The organism is Cupriavidus basilensis (assembly GCF_000832305.1).
In the GTDB taxonomy this organism is placed as follows: Bacteria; Pseudomonadota; Gammaproteobacteria; order Burkholderiales; family Burkholderiaceae; genus Cupriavidus; species Cupriavidus basilensis_F.
In genome coordinates, this window is record NZ_CP010536.1 from 1,435,243 (window position 1) to 1,451,789 (window position 16,547).

A 16,547-nucleotide genomic window follows, 5' to 3' on the forward strand; every position below is an offset into this window, starting at 1 on the left:
TTTTGTTCTCAGCGCCGGGGGCGCCTTTGTCAGATGCTCCGGGTGCTTCAGGTGCTGCGCTTGTTGTAGCTGGCGAAGACCGATGCGCCGCCATCCGCGCGGACCAGCAGGACATCGAACGGGTCCTTGCGCGTGCCCTGCTCCATGCCTGGCGAGCCGACCGGCATGGCGGGCACTGCCAGGCCCACGGCCTTGGGCTTGCTGGCTACCAGCCGCTTGATGTCGGCGGCCGGCACATGGCCTTCGATCGCATAGCCTGCGATGCGGCCGGTATGGCAGGAGCCGAAGCGCTCTGGCATGCCGAAGCGGGCGCGATAGACGCCGGTGTCTTCCACGTCGCGCACGGTCACGGCAACGCCGTTTGCGCGCAGGTGCTCGACCCAGCCCTCGCAGCAGCCGCATTGCGGGCTCTTGTACACTTCGATGGCGAGTGGGGCGGCAGCGGCGCCGGCACCGGCGCGCAGCCCCAGCGAGGCGGCGGCGCCCAGGGTCAGGGCGCGCAGAACGTGGCGTCGCTGCGTGCTCTGTGCCTTTGTTTTCATTGCGCTCATTGCGCTCATTGCGCCACCCAACCACCATCCATGTTCCAGGCCACGCCACGCACCTGGCGGGCCGCGTCGCTGGCCAGGAACACGGCCAGCGCGCCAAGCTCGTCGGGCGTGACGAACTGGCCGGACGGCTGCTTCTCGATCACCAGCTCGTGCTTGGCCTGTTCCACGGGAATACCGTCCTTCTGCGCGCGCGCTTCCACCTGCTTTTGCACCAGCGGCGTCAGCACCCAGCCCGGGCAGATCGCATTGGCGGTCACGCCGGTCTGCGCGGTTTCCAGCGCGGTGACCTTGGTCAGGCCGACGATGCCATGCTTGGCGGCTACGTAGGCGGATTTTTGCGCGGAGGCCACCAGCCCGTGGGCCGAGGCGATATTGATGATGCGGCCCCAGTCCTTGCGCTTCATGCCGGGCAGCGCGAGGCGGGTGGTGTGGAAGGCGGAGGTCAGGTTGATGGCGATGATCGCGTCCCAGCGCTCGGGCGGGAAGTCCTCGATGTTCGCCACGTGCTGGATGCCGGCATTGTTGACGAGAATGTCGGCGCCGCCGAATTCCGCGTCGGCGTAGCGCATCATGTCCTCGATCTCGGCGGACTTGCTCATGTCCGCGCCGTGGTAGCCCACGCGAATGCCCGCGCCGGCCTGCGCGATCTCGCGCTTGGCGGCTTCTGCATCGCCGAAGCCGTTGACGATGATGTTGGCGCCCTGGGCGGCCAGTGCCTGTGCGATGCCGAGTCCGATACCGCTGGTGGAACCCGTGACCAGTGCCGTCTTGCCTTTAAGCATGTTTGCCCTTTCGTCGGAGTGCTTTGCACGTTGGAGTTGGACTGCGCGAGGGACTCGTCGTGCGCCAGCGGCAAAGGCATGACGGCGAGAACCCCGATGCTGTGGCATTGTAACTGCTGCAGCGTACAATCCAGCTTTGCCCAACCCGGGCGCCACCATGCCGGCGGCGCCGTTCTTGCTACCGTATTGCCAGGGAGTTCAGATGCCGTCAGTCAGTCCGCGCCTCGGCTTCGTCCAGTGCATCAGCCCGGCGGGTCTTCACCGCATGGCCTATCACGAATGGGGCGATCCCACCAATCCCCGGGTGCTGATGTGCGTGCATGGCCTGACGCGCACCGGCCGTGACTTTGACACGGTGGCTGCTGCCTTGTGCGCAGAGTACCGCGTGGTGTGCCCCGACGTAGTCGGGCGCGGCCGCTCGGACTGGCTCGCGGACCCGCGCCGCTACGTGGTGCCGCAGTACGTGTCAGACATGGTCACCCTGATCGCCCGGCTCAATGTCGAGCAGGTCGACTGGTTTGGCACTTCGATGGGCGGCCTGATCGGCATGGGACTGGCGGGCCTGCCCAAGTCGCCGGTGCGCAAGCTGCTGCTCAACGACGTGGGCCCGCGCATCGCCGCCTCGGCGGTGGAGCGGATTGGTGCCTACCTGGGCCTGCCGGTGCGCTTCAAGACTTTCGAGGAAGGCCTCGCCTACCTGCAGACCATCAGCGCGTCCTTTGGCCGGCACACGCCCGAGCAATGGCGCGAGCTCAACGGCGCCATCCTCAAGCCCGTGCAGGGCGCGGAAGGCCTGGAATGGGGCTTGCATTACGATCTGGCGATGGCGCTGCCGTTCCGCGAGACCACGCCCGAGCAGGTGAGCGCGGGCGAAGTGGCGCTGTGGCAGATGTTCGAGGCCATCCAGGCGCCCACGCTGGTGGTACGCGGCGCGCAGTCCGACTTGCTCACGCGCGAGACGGTGGCGGAGATGGTGGCGCGCGGGCGCAGCGTGACTTCTGTGGAAGTGCCGGATGTGGGGCATGCCCCGACGTTCATCGATCCCGCGCAAGTGGCCATCGCTAAGCAGTTTTTCCTGGGCGCGGCCTGAAGCGGGAAGCGCTGCCCGGCCCCGATGATTTTGATGTTTTACCCGACGACTAAAGTATTGCCATGAGTGCCAATGAACTGAAGCGCGCCCACGTGGGCAAGCGCCTGTCCGAATACGCGATCTACAACGGCGTGGTCTACCTTGCCGGCCAGGTGCCGGAAGTCGATCCCGGCGCGGACCTGCGTGGCCAGACCGGCGAGGTGCTGGGCCATATCGAGCGCCTCTTGAACGAAGCAGGCAGCGACAAGAGCCGGATTCTCTCGTGCCAGATCTTCCTTACCGACGTCGACCAGATCGGCATCATGAACGAAGTCTGGGACGCGTGGGTGGTGCAGGGCCATACGCCCCCGCGCGCCACCGTGGAGGCTCGCCTGGCCAATCCGCAGTACCTGATCGAAGTGGTGGTCACCGCCGCGCTCAAGTGAGGCTGGGGCAGCGAGATGGTGACGTCGACTGACCTGACCGGGCAGATTGCCGGCACGCCCGATGCCGGGCTGGTGGAGCGCGCCCTGGCGTTCGTGCGCGAGCGCGGTAGCGCGGCGTTGCTGCCCACCGGCGAAACCGTGCTCTCGCATGCCGAGGGCATGCTGCGCATTCTCGACGGCCTGCGCGTCGACGATGCCGCGCGCGCGGCGGCCTGCCTGTTTGCGCTGGCCGCGTTCGTGCCTGGCAGCGAGGCGGAAATCGAGCCGCTCTTCGGCGAAGAAGTGGCGGGGCTGGTCAAGGGTGTGCGGCAGTTGTTGCGTATCGGCGCGATCGCGGTGGGCCACAGCGGCGCGCCCGAAACCACCAAGGACGAAATTGCCGCGCGCCAGGAGCAGGTGGAGGCGCTGCGCAAGATGCTGCTGGCCTTCGCGCAGGACATCCGCGTGGTGCTGGTGCGCCTCGCCTCGCGGCTCCAGACGCTGCGTTGGCTGGCGCAGGTCAAGGCGCAGCCGCTGCCGGGGGTCGCGCGCGAAACGCTGGACATCTACGCGCCACTGGCCAACCGGCTGGGGATCTGGCAGATGAAGTGGGAGCTGGAGGATCTGGCGTTCCGCTTCGAGCAGCCCGATACCTACAAGCGCATCGCGCGATTGCTCGACGAAAAGCGCATCGAGCGCGAAGGCTATATCGCCAGCGCCATCGCGCGGCTGCAGTCCGAGCTGGCATCGGCCGGGATCCGCGCCGAGGTGAGCGGACGGCCCAAGCATATCTACAGCATCTGGAAGAAGATGCGTGGCAAGGAGCTCGACTTTGCCGATCTCTACGACGTGCGCGCGTTTCGCGTGATCGTCGACGACATCAAGGATTGCTACACCGTGCTGGGTATCGTGCACCATATCTGGCAGCCGATTCCGCGCGAGTTCGATGACTACATTTCCCGGCCCAAGTCCAACGGCTACAAGTCGCTGCACACGGTGGTGATCGGCGACGACGGGCGCGCCTTCGAGGTGCAGATCCGCACCCAGGAGATGCATCACTTCGCCGAGTACGGCGTGGCCGCGCACTGGCGCTACAAGGAAGCCGGCAGCAAGGGCTATAGCGGCCAGTTCTCCGCCAGCGAGCGCTACGACGAGAAGATCGCGTGGCTGCGCCAGTTGCTGGCGTGGAAGGACGACGCCGATCATTCGGTTGCGCACGACGAGTCGCCGTGGGAGCAGCTCAAGCACGCGGCCATCGACGACCACATCTATGTGCTGACGCCGCAGGCGCGCGTGGTGGCGTTGCCGCAGGGCGCTACGCCGGTGGATTTCGCGTACTACCTGCATACGGATCTGGGTCATCGCTGCCGCGGCGCGCGCGTGGATGGCACCATGGTGCCGCTGAACACGCCGCTGAAGAACGGGCAGACGGTGGACATCATCGCCGTCAAGCAGGGCGGCCCGTCACGCGACTGGCTCAACGCGGAGCTGGGCTACCTGGCCAGCCCGCGGGCGCGCGCCAAGGTGCGCGCCTGGTTCAATGCGCTGGATTCGCAAGAGACCATGTCGCAAGGCCGCGCGCTGATCGACAAGACCTTGCAGCGCGAGGGCAAGACAGCGGTCAACCTGGATGACCTTGCCGCTCGGCTGGGCTTCAAGACGCCGGACGACCTGTTCGCCGCGGTCGCCAAGGATGAGTTCAGCCTGCGCCATGTGGAGCAGGCGCTGCGGCACCCCGAGGGTGAAGCCGTGGTGGTGCAGAGCGAGGAAGAGGCTGTCACCAAGAAGAGTCGCGCCACCAGCGTGGCGCGCGGCGCCAAGAGTGGTGTGCTGGTGGTGGGCGTGGATTCGCTGCTCACGCAGATGTCCAAATGCTGCAAGCCGGCGCCGCCGGACGAGATCGTGGGCTTCGTCACGCGCGGGCGCGGCGTCTCGATCCATCGCCGCACCTGCCACACCTTCGGGCAGCTCTCGGCGCGTGCGCCGGAGCGCGTGATCCATACCGAGTGGGGCAAGCGCAGCGATGCCGTCTATCCGGTGGACATCCACGTGGAGGCGATCGACCGGCAAGGACTGCTGCGCGACATCTCCGAAGTGCTGTCGCGCGAGAAGATCAACGTCACCGGCGTGAAGACGCTGTCGAGCAAAGGCGTCGCGCGGATGCAGTTCACCGCCGAGGTTTCCGAGGCCACGCAGTTGCAGCGCGCACTCGGTTTGATCGAAGATGTGGCGGGGGTCTTGCAAGCGAAAAGAAAGTGATGCTATACTTTCGTTCTCCGTAGGCTCGTAGCTCAGCTGGTTAGAGCACCACCTTGACATGGTGGGGGTCGTTGGTTCGAGTCCAATCGAGCCTACCAACGAACAAGCAGTAAAACGTAGGCGCAGCAGCAAGCGCATACAGCGGTTAGTTTCAAGCAGTACCATAGGCTCGTAGCTCAGCTGGTTAGAGCACCACCTTGACATGGTGGGGGTCGTTGGTTCGAGTCCAATCGAGCCTACCAACGCATAGCAGTAAGAAGTACCGAAGCAGTCCGGTTGATCCCGATAACCTGGAACGGAAAAGGCGCCATGTTCAAGACACAGCGAACTACTACCGCTAATTAGCGACAGTAGTCGAGGTGCGCCTTCGGACCCGGTGGATTGGGGTTAAATCGAAAAACAACGCAGCCTTGGCTGCGTTTTTTTTCGTCTGTCGCTTATTGGCTCCCTGCTATCCTGCTCGGTCGCCCGTGGGTGGATCCGGGCGAAGTCCCCGCTGCCAGGCCCATGCTGGTTTCACGAAATGCATGAGCCGGGCGCTACAAGATGCTTTTCATTCGCTTGCCGGCGGCTTGGGCCCCGGCGGGTGGATTTCTGATGAGGTGCAAGATGATCGCAATCACGCTGCCGGATGGTTCCCGACGCGAATTCCCCGGCCCGGTGACGGTAGCCGAAGTGGCGCAGAGCATTGGCTCGGGCCTGGCCAAGGCTGCCCTGGCGGGCAAGGTCGATGGGCAGATGGTCGATACCAGCTTCCTCATCGAGCGCGATGCTGCTCTCGCCATCGTCACGGACAAGGATGCCGATGGTGTCGATGTGATCCGTCACTCGACGGCGCACTTGCTGGCCTACGCTGTCAAGGCGTTGTATCCCGAGGCGCAGGTGACGATCGGCCCGGTGATCGAGAACGGCTTCTACTATGACTTCGCCTATAAGCGCCCCTTCACGCCCGAGGACCTGGTCGCCATCGAGAAGAAGATGGCCGAGCTCGCCAAGAAGGATGAGAAGGTAACGCGTGAAGTCTGGAGCCGCGACGAAGCCGTGAAGCTGTTCGAGTCGATGGGCGAGAAGTACAAGGCCGAGATCATCGCCTCGATCCCGCAGGACCAGGAGATCGGCCTGTATCGCGAAGGCGAGTTCGTCGATCTCTGCCGTGGCCCGCACGTGCCGTCCACGGGCAAGCTCAAGGTCTTCAAGCTGATGAAGGTGGCGGGTGCCTACTGGCGCGGCGACGCCAAGAACGAGATGCTCCAGCGCATCTACGGCACGGCATGGGCCAAGAAGGAAGACCAGGAAGCCTACCTGCACATGCTGGAAGAGGCCGAGAAACGCGACCACCGCAAGCTGGGCAAGCTGCTCGACCTGTTCCACCTGCAGGAAGAGGCGCCGGGCATGGTGTTCTGGCACCCGAAGGGCTGGCAGGTGTGGCAAGCGGTGGAGCAGTATATGCGCGGCCGCCTGACGCAGGCCGGCTATGAAGAAGTGCGCACGCCGCAAGTGATGGATCGTTCGCTGTGGGAGAAGTCGGGTCACTGGCAGAACTACAAGGAAAACATGTTCGTCACGGAGTCGGAGAAGCGCGACTACGCGATCAAGCCGATGAACTGCCCTGGCCATGTGCAGATTTTCAATCACGGCCTGCGCTCCTACCGCGACCTGCCGCTGCGCCTTGCCGAGTTCGGTGCCTGCCATCGCAACGAGCCCTCCGGCGCGCTGCACGGGCTGATGCGCGTGCGTGGCTTTGTGCAGGATGATGCGCACATCTTCTGCACGGAAGAGCAGATCGTAGCGGAGGCCAAGGCCTTCAACGAGCTGGCGTTCTCCGTGTACGACGATTTCGGCTTCAAGGACATTGCGGTCAAGTTGTCGCTGCGCCCGGATCAGCGTGCCGGTTCGGACGAAGTCTGGGATCACGCCGAGGAAGGCCTGCGCCTGGCGCTGCGCGCCTGCGGCGTGGAGTGGGAGGAGCTGCCGGGCGAGGGCGCCTTCTACGGCCCCAAGGTCGAATACCATATCAAGGATGCCATCGGCCGGTCTTGGCAATGCGGCACGCTGCAGCTGGACCTGGTGCTGCCGGAGCGCCTGGATGCCGAGTACGTCTCCGAAGACAACTCGCGCAAGCGCCCGGTCATGCTGCACCGGGCCATCCTGGGCTCTTTCGAGCGCTTCCTGGGCATCTTGCTGGAAAACCACGCCGGCGCGCTGCCCGCCTGGCTGGCGCCGGAGCAGGTTCTGGTGCTGAATATTGCGGACTCGCAGGCGGAATATGCCGAAAACGTCGTGCAACTGCTGCAAAAACAAGGATTTAGGGCTAAGGCGGATTTGCGTAACGAGAAAATTACGTATAAAATCCGCGAGCATTCCCTTCAGAAGATTCCCTACCTCCTGGTAGTGGGCGACAAAGAACGGGATGCCAGTCAAGTGGCCGTGCGTGCCCGTGGCAACGTGGATCTGGGCGTGATGTCCGTCTCCGCGTTTGTGGAGCGTCTGCAACAGGACGTTGCCAGCAAAGCCTGATGGGATGAGCACGGCTTGTTTTTTGTCTTCTTGAGGTAACGCAACATCGCTACAGACAAAGGTCATCGCATCAATCGCGAAATCAGCGCACCCGAATTGCGCTTGGTCGGGGTTGATAACGAGCAGCTCGGCATCGTCAAGTTCATGGACGCGCTCCGCCTGGCTGAGGATAAGGACTTGGACTTGGTGGAAATCGCTCCTACAGCGGTGCCGCCGGTTGCCCGTATCATGGATTACGGCAAGTTCAAGTACGAGGAAGCCAAGCGCGCGCACGACGCCAAGCTGAAGCAGAAGATCATCCAGGTCAAGGAAGTCAAGTTCCGGCCGGGTACGGATGATGGCGACTACAACGTCAAGCTGCGTAACCTGAAGCGCTTCCTCGAAGACGGCGACAAGACCAAGATCACGCTGCGTTTCCGCGGCCGTGAGATGGCGCACCAGGAAATCGGCGCGCGTGTGCTCGAACGCCTGAAGGCGGATCTGGAAGAAGTTGGCCAGGTCGAGCAGATGCCGAAGATGGAAGGCCGCCAGATGGTGATGGTGCTGTCTCCCAAGAAGAAGAAGTAAGATTTTGCGCGTCGCCGCGGCCCGGAGGGGAATCCCTCCGGGCGCGGTGTCGTGCGAAAGCAGCGCAGAGGCCGCACGCGGCTTTAGCGCAACAATAAGTGGATGCGGGTTTTGCAAGTGTCGGCGCTAGCTGGCCACCTGCATGCATGTCATAGAAGCTGGAGTATTTCATGCCGAAGATGAAGACCAAGAAAAGCGCCTCCAAGCGCTTTACTGCGCGTCCGAATGGTTCGTTCAAGCGTGGCCAGGCCTTCAAGCGTCACATCTTGACCAAGAAGACCACCAAGAATAAGCGCCAGTTGCGCGGCACCCAGGACGTCCATGAGACGAACCTGAAGTCCGTTCGCGCAATGATGCCTTACGCATAACCCTAACGAAAACGAAAGGAGCATTACATGCCTCGAGTAAAACGTGGGGTCACTGCACGGGCCCGCCATAAGAAAGTCATCGTCGCCGCCAAGGGTTTCCGCGGCCGCCGCAATAACGTCTACCGTATCGCCAAGCAGGCGGTCATGCGTGCTGGCCAGTACGCATACCGCGATCGCCGCAACAAGAAGCGCGTGTTCCGCGCACTCTGGATTGCGCGTATCAATGCTGCTTCGCGTGAGCATGGCATGACCTACAGCGTGTTCATGAACGGCCTGAAGCGGGCTTCGATTGAACTGGACCGCAAGGTGCTGTCGGACATGGCTATTCATGACAAGCCTGCCTTTGCCGCCATCGTCAACCAGGTGAAAGCCACCGTTGCCTGATGCCGGCTCCGGGGTGCCACGCTAGTGTCTGGCGTGGTTTCCCGGGCAAGCACCGACCGCAAGGTCGACAGCATTTCCGCCGAATTTGCCTGAGCAGCGCCTGTCGCCGCGATGGCGATTCGGCCGGACCTGCAGAAACGGGGCTCCTCACCGAGCCCCGTTTTCATTTCGGATACCGTTTCGCGCGCCGTTCCCGGCTCGATGCAAGACGACATCCGAAACGAAGCCCGCGCCGCCCCCGGTGCCGCGCGGGCTCTGCACCCACATCGCACTTAGTGCCAACCCACGCCCGGGCCCAGCGTGACCCGGACGCCAAATTTATCGCCGACCGCCGCCATGTCTCTGGATCCGGATCAAATCGTCGCCGACGCCCAGGCCGCCTTCGCTGCAGCCAACGACAACGCCACGCTGGAAAACGAAAAAGCCCGCTTTCTCGGCAAGACCGGTGCGCTCACCGAGTTGCTCAAGAGCCTCGGCAAGCTCGACCCGGAAACGCGCAAGAGCGAAGGCGCGCGCATCAACCAGGCCAAGCAACAGGTCGAAGCCGCGCTGCAGGCACGCCGCCAGGCGCTGGCCGACGCGCTGATGAACGCGCGGCTGGCTGCCGAAGCCATCGACGTCACGCTGCCGGGCCGCGCGGTTGCCCGTGGCAGCCTGCACCCGGTGATGCGCACCTGGGAGCGCGTCGAGCAGATCTTCGGCTCGGTGGGCTTCGATGTGGCGGATGGCCCCGAAATCGAAACGGACTGGATGAACTTCACCGCGTTGAACAACCCGGACAACCATCCGGCCCGTTCGATGCAGGACACCTTCTATGTGGACGGCCGCGACAGCGACGGCAAGTTGCTGCTGCTGCGTACCCACACCAGCCCGATGCAGGTGCGCTACGCGCGCATGCATGTGGAGAAGTACAAGGGCCGCGAGATGCCGCCGATCAAGGTGATCTGTCCCGGCCGAACTTACCGCGTCGACAGCGACGCCACGCACTCGCCGATGTTCAACCAGGTCGAAGGCCTGTGGATTGGCGATGACGTGAGCTTTGCTGACCTCAAGGGCGTGTACACCGATTTCCTGCGCAAGTTCTTCGAGCGCGATGACATCCAGGTGCGTTTCCGCCCCTCGTACTTCCCGTTCACCGAGCCGTCGGCGGAAATCGACATGGCTTTCGGCAACGGCAAGTGGCTGGAGATTTCCGGCTCGGGCCAGGTGCACCCCAATGTGCTGCGCAATATGGGCCTGGACCCCGAGCGCTATATCGGCTTTGCCTTCGGTTCCGGCCTTGAACGCCTGACCATGCTCCGCTACGGCATCAACGATCTGCGCCTGTTCTTCGAAGGCGACGCGCGTTTCCTGCGCCAGTTCGCCTGAGGCGCGTATCCGCGCCAGAGCACATCGTCACCGACACCCCAGAACAGAATACTTACCGGATCAGAAGCGCCATGCAATTCTCGGAATCCTGGCTTCGCAGTTTCGTCAATCCCGACAAGATTTCCACCGATGCGCTCTCGCACAGCCTGACCATGGCCGGGCTGGAAGTGGAAGAGGTCGGCCCGGTCGCGCCGCCTTTCAACAAGGTGGTGGTGGCGCGCGTGCTTTCCACCGAGCGTCATCCCAATGCGGACCGTCTCAACGTTTGCCAGGTCGATGCCGGCACCGGTGAGACCCTGCAGATCGTTTGCGGCGCACCCAATGTCGCGCCCGGCGTCCTGGTGCCTTGCGCGCTGGTCGGCGCGGTGCTGCCGCCGTCCGAGGCGGGCGGCAAGCCGTTCGAGATCAAGGTAGGCAAGCTGCGCGGTGTGGACAGCTTCGGCATGCTCTGCTCGGCGCGCGAGCTCAAGCTGTCGGAGGACCACGGCGGCCTGATGCTCCTGCCCGAAGATGCCAGGATCGGCATGGACATTCGCGAGTACCTGGACCTGGATGACCAGGTCTTCGTCATCAAGCTCACCCCCAACAAGGCCGACTGCCTGTCGATCCACGGCGTGGCGCGCGAAGTCGCCGCGCTGACCGGTGCCGCGCTGCGCCTGCCGGAGATGAAGCCGGTTGCGGTGACACTGGCCGACAAGCTGCCGGTGAAGATTTCCGCCCCCGACCTGTGCGGCCGTTTCTCGGGCCGTGTGATCCGCGGCGTGAACGCGCACGCGGCCACGCCGGCATGGATGGTGCAACGCCTGGAGCGGGCAGGGCAGCGCAGCATCTCCGCGCTGGTCGACATCTCCAACTACGTGATGCTCGAACTCGGCCGCCCCTCGCACGTCTTCGACCTGGACAAGATCCACGGCGGGCTGGATGTGCGCTGGGGCCGCAAGGGCGAGCAGCTCAAGCTGCTCAACGGCAATACCGTGGAGCTCGACGAGCAGGTCGGCGTGATCGCCGACGACAAGGAGATCGAGAGCCTGGCCGGCATCATGGGCGGCGACAGCACCGCCGTGACGCTCGACACCACCAACATCTACCTCGAAGCCGCCTTCTGGTGGCCGCAAGCGATCCAGGGCCGCTCGCGCCGCTTCAACTTCTCGACCGACGCCGGACATCGCTTCGAACGTGGCGTGGACTACGCCACCACGGTTGAGCATATCGAGCGCATCAGCGCGCTGATCCTCGAGATCTGCGGTGGCCAGGCCGGCCCGGTCGACGACCAGATTGTCAACCTGCCGCAACGCAAGCCGGTGCGACTGCGCGTGGCGCGTGCCGAGCGCGTGCTTGGCATCGAGCTGTCGCCTGCGGTCATCGCCGACGTGTTCCAGCGCCTGCAGTTGCCGTTCGCCCGCGAGCAAGGCGAGGACGGTGAGGTGTTCGTGGTCACGCCGCCGAGCTATCGCTTCGATATCGAGATCGAGGAAGACCTGATCGAGGAAGTAGCCCGCATCTACGGCTTCGAGCGTATTCCGGCGCGCCCGCCGATCGCCGAAAGCGAGATGCGCCCGACCGACGAAGCCCGCCGCTCGACCCATGCGGTACGCCACGCGATTGCCGCGCGCGACTACCAGGAGGTGATCAACTTCGCCTTCGTCGAAGAGAAGTGGGAGCGCGACTTCGCCAGCAACGACAACCCGATCCGACTGCTGAACCCGATCGCCAGCCAACTGGCGGTGATGCGTTCCACGCTGATCGGTGGCCTGCTCGACAAGGTGCGCTACAACCTCAATCGCAAGGCATCGCGTGTGCGGATGTTTGAAGTGGGCCGCGTGTTCCATCGCGACGCCTCGGTTGCCGATGGCGGCCTGACGGTGGCCGGCTATCGCCAGCCGATGGTTGCCGGCGGCATTGCCTACGGCCCGGCCTTCGACGAGCAGTGGGGCATCGCCACCCGCCCGGTGGACTTCTTCGACGTCAAGGGCGATGTCGAGGCGTTGCTGTTCCCGCGCGTCGCGCGCTTCGAGCCGGTATCGCATCCCGCGCTGCATCCAGGCCGCGCCGCGCAAGTGGTGATCGACGGCAAGGTCGCCGGGGTGATCGGCGAACTGCATCCGCGCTGGCTGCAGGAGTACGAACTGACGCAAGCACCGGTCGTGTTCGAACTGGACCTGCAGGCACTGCGTGAAGTGGGCTTGCCCGGCTACACCGAAATCTCCAAATTCCCGGCCGCCGTACGCGACCTGGCACTGGTGGTAAAGCAGTCGGTGCGCGTGCAGGACCTGCTCGACGCCATGCGCGAAGCCCTGGAAAAACAGGGTTCTGCCCGCTATTGCCAGAGCCTGGTGCTGTTCGACGAGTTCCGTCCGAAGGCGGCTTCGGCGGCCATTGGCGCGGACGAGAAAAGCCTTGCGTTCCGCTTGACCTTGCAAGATACTGGGGCGACCCTCCAGGACGAAACCGTCGACAGCGCGGTGCGTTGCATGGTCGAAGCCGCCGGCGCTGCATTCCAGGCGCGGATGCGCGGCTGATCCACCAGCTGACATGACAATGGAGCGCCCGGACTTCCGCATCCGGGCGGATCGCCACACCGAATGACAATGAACGATCGACACGCGTATCTCATGGCCTCTGCAATGGGTGAAGCAGGCGACCGCCAGGCAGCCTCGCTCGACGACGATACTTCCGACGCCCGCGTTGCCGAAGTGCCGACCCTTACCAAGGCCGAGCTCGCTGAAATGCTGTTCGACCAGGTCGGCCTCAACAAGCGTGAGTCCAAGGACATGGTCGAAGCATTCTTCGACGTGATTCGCGAAGCGCTGGAACAGGGCGACAGCGTCAAGCTCTCCGGCTTCGGCAATTTCCAGTTGCGCGACAAGCCGCAACGTCCCGGCCGCAATCCCAAGACGGGCGAGATCATTCCCATCACGGCGCGACGCGTGGTGACGTTCCATGCCAGCCAGAAGCTCAAGGGCCTGGTGGAAGAGCGTGCAGGCCTGGTGGCGGTGCCCGGCTGATCGTTTGCCAGCAGCACGACGACTCGTTATCCTGCTGAATCCGTGTATCACGCTTGTTTGCGCGCTAGCCCGCGCGAGCACCACAACCTCTCCCGGCACGGCCTGAAGCCCGCCCATTCACCGTATGTCGGAACGATCCAGCGAACGCATCTTGTTGCCGCCGATTCCCGCCAAACGCTACTTCACCATTGGAGAAGTCAGCGAGCTTTGCGCCGTCAAGCCGCATGTGCTGCGCTACTGGGAGCAGGAGTTCACGCAACTCAAGCCCGTCAAGCGACGTGGTAACCGGCGTTACTACCAGCATCATGAGGTCCTGCTGATCCGGCGTATCCGCGACCTGCTGTACGAACAGGGCTTCACGATCAATGGCGCCCGCAATCGCCTTGACGAAGGGCGGCAGCACAGCCAGGCCGCCGCCGAAGACGTGCAAGCGTTGGCTGCGCAAGCCGCCGGTGAAGCGCCGGTTTTCTCGCTCGACCTCAACAACCTGCGCAACGAACTGGTGGAAGTGCAGCACCTGCTCGCGCAGCTTCAACAGATCGCGAAGCACGAATAAAAAGTGCGCTAATGACTAGCCATTTTTAAAAAGCTTCTGATATAATCTTTTTCTTTCGGGGCGTAGCGCAGCCTGGTAGCGTACCTGCATGGGGTGCAGGTGGTCGGAGGTTCAAATCCTCTCGCCCCGACCAGTATTAAGAACCCGCTAGATCAACGTCTAGCGGGTTTTTTCTTTTCTGATCCGGCTAGTTCCAGCACCTCCAGAAGTAGCCAAATATTATGCGCGCATAATATTTCTCAATCCCAAGGTAGGCTAACGTCCATCTCAGAGCGTTCAGGGAACGCCTCCTTGATGTAGATCGCGGTCGTCTTTGCGGTCGTATGGGCTAGCCGTTTCTGGATATCGGCAGCGTCATTTCCATCCCTGGCAGCGTCGGTTGCGCCCAAGGCTCGCAAGTCCTTGAAGACTATTTGATCCGTTACCTTCGCCCGAGATTTGGCGCGTCGCCACATGGAATGCAGGCCCGTTTTAGAGTAGGGCGTTCCGGCCTGACTGGGAAAGAGATAGTCCGTCTTCACTCCATATTTTTTCTTGATCGCCTTGGCTCGGTCGATAACCACCTGAATGTGGGTCGTGATAACGACATGGACCACCTTGCCGCTGCTGCCGGCGGTCTTGGATGGTTTGAAGCGGATGACGCCGTCTGAGATTTGGCTCTCGGTCAGATTTCTGACGTCTGTGCCCCGTTGCCAGACCAGGTAGGCCATGTCGATGATGCACTGGAACATCGGGCCGGACTCGGTCGGTAACTTGTCCTCGCCGACGAGGGCGGCCGCCCGAATCCGCTTGATGGCGTCATGAGTGGGTAGGACCTCTCGGCGCTTAGTCTGGTAGTCGGAAAGGTCCAGGTTATCGCAGGGGTTGTCTTCCCTGAGGCCAAGTTCACTAATCGCCATCTTGAACATCTTTCGGAGGACGTTAGCGTACTTCTGGGCCGAGTTCGCCTTGTCGGAGAAGTTGTCTCTGAGGAAATCGGCGCATGCCTTGGTCGTCACATTGGCCACGAAGAAATCCCGGAAGCTCTCACTGATGGTGTCTGCCATCCGCCCATAGTCAGATTGCACGCTGTCGGTGTACCGCTTGAGCTTCCGCGCCTTCCATTCCGTACAGAGGTAAGGCATCGACCCATCGACCAGGCGCTTGTCCGTGAACAACTCGCTCAGTCGGCTGAACATCTTGCCCTCGCCATCGTCCACCCGGCACAGCTGGATGAGGCGCTGTGTCTTGCCGGTCCAAGGATTGCGCATGGGGGCGGGCGCGGTGAAGTAGTAGGCTCCGTGGTTGACGATAACGCGCTTCGGCAACCCCTTGTGGCCCTTTCGTGCTCGGCCCACTAGCGCTTCCTCTGAATCTTGTGCAGCCTGGGTGGTGCAGATCCCATGCCGGATGACGGTGCTGCTGCCAGTGCCGGCGGTGGGGCGCAGGGGTATTGGCAGTGCATGCGCAGTACCAGTAGGGTATTGTCGGGTCGCTTTCGCGAGGGGATGCCGAGGGCTTGCAGAACATCCATCTGCTTTCCGGCACGCTTGAAGCCAGTCATCTTCACCAGTTCCTGGGGGGTGAGTTCGAGGGGAGGGGATTCTAGTACGGCGACCATGGTTACCCCGCAGAACCGAAAAAGGCGGCCAGCAGTGGCTCGCGGCGGATGAGCTTCCCGCGCTTCAAGTAACGTCGATTGACGTACTTCCGCTGCCTCGCGTGCCAATCCTCGGGGTCGAACTTGTCCCGATACCGTTGCTGCATTTCACGAGGGGTCAGCTTTTGCGGTTTAGGCTTGCTCTCACCTGGAATCGGTAGGAAGTACGCCTGCAGATGTCCTCGCCGCGTGGCACGGACCCAGTCCACGATATGCGCCGAACCATCGTTAACATGCTCGCTGACTAGGCTTCGGATCTGCTCGGCACAAATTCCTGTCAGCTTGCTGGCTTGGAGTGCTGTGAGAGGTTTGCCATCCTTCATCAGATGCTTGAGCACTTCCCACGTCGGCGAATACTTGCGCGACTTCTTCGGCAGTTCGAGCTCGCGGGCCTTTTCCTTGACCGCCCCACAGGTGCGACCGGGGAGCAGATGCATACAAGCCTTTACCGGGATCCCTGACCGCCAGATGTCCCGGATGACGTCCAATTCGGGCTCGGTCCATTTCCTTCTGACGATCTTGATCACGGCTTCCATTTACATCCCTCGCAGCGCTGGTCCTTGGTGCTTTGGCTGTATTGACAGCCCGTCGACATGACGTCCAGAACGAAGACCATCCGTGCCATTCGCGTGGTGACGTCCGTTGATTCGGCGTAGATCCATCCGTCCTGGGCGAAATAGCCTGCCTGGCGGTTGTCGTTGTTGTGGCAGCCGTAGCTCATGCCTCATATCGCATGTGATTGTATGAGGCTAATAATAGCCATATAAGGCTAAACAAGCAAGTTTGATCCTCGTAAAAGTTCCCCGCTCGGCGGCGGGGATTCTGGCGCGCCGCGTCGTGGTCGCGGGAGGCGGATCTAGCTGGCCTCCGCCGAGAGTTCTTCATGCACGCGCACAATGGTGATGCGCTCATCGTCAGAGAGCGGTCGAACCTGGCCGGCAATCATGTACTCGAGCAACGGTCGCACCACCGCTTGATCCTCGGCGGCAAGTTCCTCAATCTTTGGCGCGATGGCCATCAGGATCTGGGAGTTCGTCATTCCTGGTCATCCCCTTTG

18 protein-coding genes and 3 tRNA genes are annotated in these 16,547 nt (G+C 62.8%); 14 read left to right on the plus strand and 7 right to left on the minus strand.

Translation table 11 applies throughout. From position 1 onward, the window contains the following. Positions 1–47: 47 nt before the first annotated feature. Together RR42_RS06565 and RR42_RS06570 are read right to left on the minus strand one after the other, a co-directional pair. Positions 48–542, minus strand: a complete 495-nt coding sequence (locus tag RR42_RS06565; RefSeq protein ID WP_043345024.1) for a DUF411 domain-containing protein — start codon at positions 540–542, stop codon at positions 48–50. 14 nt (positions 543–556) lie between these two features. Beyond that, positions 557–1,333: a 3-hydroxybutyrate dehydrogenase gene (locus tag RR42_RS06570; protein ID WP_043345026.1), complete on the minus strand. Its 777-nt coding sequence runs from the start codon at positions 1,331–1,333 to the stop codon at positions 557–559. A 202-nt stretch (positions 1,334–1,535) separates the two neighbouring features. On the opposite strand from RR42_RS06570, the gene RR42_RS06575 reads away from it, so the two are divergent. From RR42_RS06575 to RR42_RS06640, 14 genes are all read left to right on the plus strand, one after another. Further along, positions 1,536–2,423 (plus strand): alpha/beta fold hydrolase, encoded by an 888-nt coding sequence (locus tag RR42_RS06575; protein WP_043345027.1) that lies wholly within the window; start codon positions 1,536–1,538, stop codon positions 2,421–2,423. Positions 2,424–2,485: 62 nt separating this feature from the next. Further along, on the plus strand, positions 2,486–2,848 hold the full coding sequence (locus RR42_RS06580) for a RidA family protein (protein WP_043345029.1): 363 nt from the start codon (positions 2,486–2,488) through the stop codon (positions 2,846–2,848). Between the two features lie 15 nt (positions 2,849–2,863). Continuing rightward, the gene (locus RR42_RS06585; RefSeq protein WP_043345031.1) at positions 2,864–5,086 is read left to right on the plus strand and encodes a RelA/SpoT family protein; all 2,223 of its coding nucleotides are present in this window, start codon (positions 2,864–2,866) and stop codon (positions 5,084–5,086) included. 21 nt (positions 5,087–5,107) lie between these two features. Then, positions 5,108–5,184, plus strand: a tRNA-Val gene (locus RR42_RS06590). A 67-nt stretch (positions 5,185–5,251) separates the two neighbouring features. After that, positions 5,252–5,328 (plus strand) — tRNA-Val (locus tag RR42_RS06595). Between the two features lie 367 nt (positions 5,329–5,695). Continuing rightward, entirely contained in the window at positions 5,696–7,603 is a 1,908-nt protein-coding gene (gene thrS, locus RR42_RS06600) for a threonine--tRNA ligase (RefSeq protein WP_043345032.1), read from the plus strand. Positions 7,604–7,648: 45 nt separating this feature from the next. Continuing rightward, on the plus strand, positions 7,649–8,170 hold the full coding sequence (gene infC, locus RR42_RS06605; RefSeq protein ID WP_081488948.1) for a translation initiation factor IF-3: 522 nt from the start codon (positions 7,649–7,651) through the stop codon (positions 8,168–8,170). Between the two features lie 170 nt (positions 8,171–8,340). Next, positions 8,341–8,538: a 50S ribosomal protein L35 gene (gene rpmI / locus RR42_RS06610; protein WP_006575466.1), complete on the plus strand. Its 198-nt coding sequence runs from the start codon at positions 8,341–8,343 to the stop codon at positions 8,536–8,538. A gap of 27 nt (positions 8,539–8,565) precedes the next feature. Next, the gene (gene rplT / locus RR42_RS06615; protein WP_006163216.1) at positions 8,566–8,922 is read left to right on the plus strand and encodes a 50S ribosomal protein L20; all 357 of its coding nucleotides are present in this window, start codon (positions 8,566–8,568) and stop codon (positions 8,920–8,922) included. 336 nt (positions 8,923–9,258) lie between these two features. Continuing rightward, positions 9,259–10,290 (plus strand): phenylalanine--tRNA ligase subunit alpha, encoded by a 1,032-nt coding sequence (pheS, locus tag RR42_RS06620; protein WP_043345035.1) that lies wholly within the window; start codon positions 9,259–9,261, stop codon positions 10,288–10,290. 71 nt (positions 10,291–10,361) lie between these two features. Next, positions 10,362–12,809, plus strand: a complete 2,448-nt coding sequence (gene pheT, locus RR42_RS06625; protein WP_043345036.1) for a phenylalanine--tRNA ligase subunit beta — start codon at positions 10,362–10,364, stop codon at positions 12,807–12,809. 69 nt (positions 12,810–12,878) lie between these two features. After that, positions 12,879–13,295: an integration host factor subunit alpha gene (locus RR42_RS06630; RefSeq protein WP_043345037.1), complete on the plus strand. Its 417-nt coding sequence runs from the start codon at positions 12,879–12,881 to the stop codon at positions 13,293–13,295. A gap of 124 nt (positions 13,296–13,419) precedes the next feature. Further along, positions 13,420–13,851 carry a MerR family transcriptional regulator gene (locus RR42_RS06635; protein WP_043345039.1) on the plus strand — a complete coding sequence of 144 codons (432 nt, stop codon included), beginning with the start codon at positions 13,420–13,422 and terminating at the stop codon, positions 13,849–13,851. Between the two features lie 56 nt (positions 13,852–13,907). Then, positions 13,908–13,984 (plus strand) — tRNA-Pro (locus tag RR42_RS06640). Positions 13,985–14,090: 106 nt separating this feature from the next. Here the strand turns inward: RR42_RS06640 and RR42_RS06645 are convergent. From RR42_RS06645 to RR42_RS06660, 5 genes are all read right to left on the minus strand, one after another. Further along, on the minus strand, positions 14,091–15,188 hold the full coding sequence (locus RR42_RS06645) for a tyrosine-type recombinase/integrase (RefSeq protein WP_043345041.1): 1,098 nt from the start codon (positions 15,186–15,188) through the stop codon (positions 14,091–14,093). Beyond that, on the minus strand, positions 15,188–15,451 hold the full coding sequence (locus RR42_RS41670; protein ID WP_082054816.1) for a DUF4224 domain-containing protein: 264 nt from the start codon (positions 15,449–15,451) through the stop codon (positions 15,188–15,190). The genes RR42_RS06645 and RR42_RS41670 overlap by 1 nt, the downstream gene beginning before the upstream one ends. A 2-nt stretch (positions 15,452–15,453) precedes the next feature. Then, the gene (locus tag RR42_RS06650) at positions 15,454–16,026 is read right to left on the minus strand and encodes a hypothetical protein (protein WP_043345042.1); all 573 of its coding nucleotides are present in this window, start codon (positions 16,024–16,026) and stop codon (positions 15,454–15,456) included. Continuing rightward, positions 16,014–16,211 (minus strand): hypothetical protein, encoded by a 198-nt coding sequence (locus RR42_RS06655; protein ID WP_043345043.1) that lies wholly within the window; start codon positions 16,209–16,211, stop codon positions 16,014–16,016. Before RR42_RS06655 ends, RR42_RS06650 begins: the two co-directional genes overlap by 13 nt. A gap of 135 nt (positions 16,212–16,346) precedes the next feature. Beyond that, a complete protein-coding gene (locus RR42_RS06660; protein ID WP_043345046.1) occupies positions 16,347–16,529 on the minus strand; it encodes a hypothetical protein in 183 nt (60 codons plus the stop codon). Positions 16,530–16,547: the final 18 nt, after the last annotated feature.

Excerpts from the sequence above, each read along its gene's own strand:
- RR42_RS06650 (WP_043345042.1), bottom strand. The coding sequence starts at position 16,026 with ATGGAAGCCGTGATCAAGATCGTCAGAAGGAAATGGACCGAGCCCGAA.
- pheT (WP_043345036.1), top strand. The coding sequence starts at position 10,362 with ATGCAATTCTCGGAATCCTGGCTTCGCAGTTTCGTCAATCCCGACAAG.
- RR42_RS06635 (WP_043345039.1), top strand. The coding sequence starts at position 13,420 with ATGTCGGAACGATCCAGCGAACGCATCTTGTTGCCGCCGATTCCCGCC.
- RR42_RS06660 (WP_043345046.1), bottom strand. The coding sequence starts at position 16,529 with ATGACGAACTCCCAGATCCTGATGGCCATCGCGCCAAAGATTGAGGAA.
- RR42_RS06575 (WP_043345027.1), top strand. The coding sequence starts at position 1,536 with ATGCCGTCAGTCAGTCCGCGCCTCGGCTTCGTCCAGTGCATCAGCCCG.
- RR42_RS06565 (WP_043345024.1), bottom strand. The coding sequence starts at position 542 with ATGAAAACAAAGGCACAGAGCACGCAGCGACGCCACGTTCTGCGCGCC.
- RR42_RS06570 (WP_043345026.1), bottom strand. The coding sequence starts at position 1,333 with ATGCTTAAAGGCAAGACGGCACTGGTCACGGGTTCCACCAGCGGTATC.
- rpmI (WP_006575466.1), top strand. The coding sequence starts at position 8,341 with ATGCCGAAGATGAAGACCAAGAAAAGCGCCTCCAAGCGCTTTACTGCG.
- RR42_RS06655 (WP_043345043.1), bottom strand. The coding sequence starts at position 16,211 with ATGAGCTACGGCTGCCACAACAACGACAACCGCCAGGCAGGCTATTTC.
- RR42_RS06580 (WP_043345029.1), top strand. The coding sequence starts at position 2,486 with ATGAGTGCCAATGAACTGAAGCGCGCCCACGTGGGCAAGCGCCTGTCC.
- RR42_RS06630 (WP_043345037.1), top strand. The coding sequence starts at position 12,879 with ATGAACGATCGACACGCGTATCTCATGGCCTCTGCAATGGGTGAAGCA.
- RR42_RS06585 (WP_043345031.1), top strand. The coding sequence starts at position 2,864 with ATGGTGACGTCGACTGACCTGACCGGGCAGATTGCCGGCACGCCCGAT.
- RR42_RS41670 (WP_082054816.1), bottom strand. The coding sequence starts at position 15,451 with ATGGTCGCCGTACTAGAATCCCCTCCCCTCGAACTCACCCCCCAGGAA.
- rplT (WP_006163216.1), top strand. The coding sequence starts at position 8,566 with ATGCCTCGAGTAAAACGTGGGGTCACTGCACGGGCCCGCCATAAGAAA.
- thrS (WP_043345032.1), top strand. The coding sequence starts at position 5,696 with ATGATCGCAATCACGCTGCCGGATGGTTCCCGACGCGAATTCCCCGGC.
- pheS (WP_043345035.1), top strand. The coding sequence starts at position 9,259 with ATGTCTCTGGATCCGGATCAAATCGTCGCCGACGCCCAGGCCGCCTTC.